This is a genomic window from Sphingobium sp. FW306-1B-F04DB, from assembly GCF_058781925.1.
This window is the reverse complement of record NZ_JBYSXE010000149.1, coordinates 1-541: the sequence shown is the minus strand read 5'-3', so window position 1 is coordinate 541 and position 541 is coordinate 1. Positions and strand designations below refer to the sequence as shown.

The following is a 541-nucleotide window of genomic DNA, read 5'->3' as shown; positions in this document are numbered from 1 at the left end:
CGCCAAGGCCAAGGCTCTGGAGATGCTGAAGAACAAGCCAAAGCCCAGCGAGGCCGAGCTCGCCGACCGTGCCGAACGCCGCCGCGCCAAGGAAGCCGCTGAAGCCGAAAAGCGCGCTGCCGCCGAGGCGGCTCGCGAAGCCGAGAAGGCCGCGAAGGAGCAGGCCGAGCGCGCAGCTGCCGAAGCCGCTGCGGTCGCTGTCGAAGAGGCCCGTGCTGCCGCCGCGGCTGCCCGGCCGAAGGTGCCGACCGCCGAAGAGCTCAAGGCTGCACGCGACGCCCGTTACGCTGCCCGCAAGGCGCGCAAGCGCTAGGTTATCGGCCCCAAACTTCCCGGCACCGGGCGGGTGCGGGGCGGCTAAGAAATCGGGCTTTTCCGGCACGACGACCGCGTCTTCATGACCGTGCTGGGCCCACGAGCTGATGAGCAACGGAGAGCGGCTCCGACTTCGCTGAGCGGGCAGAGCCGCGCGTGGCTGTCAGGGACGAGGCACCCGCACGTGCCGATCGTCGGCCACGGCAGAGGTTAACAGCGTGCCTGC

General features: G+C 70.2%; 1 protein-coding gene. It reads left to right on the top strand.

What is annotated here, in order from left to right; all coding sequences use genetic code 11:
• Nucleotides 1–313: DUF6481 family protein (locus tag AC3WJD_RS22120; RefSeq protein WP_492749023.1), on the top strand; the 313-nt coding region annotated here is incomplete at its 5' end.
• Between the last annotated feature and the right edge of the window lie 228 nt (nt 314–541).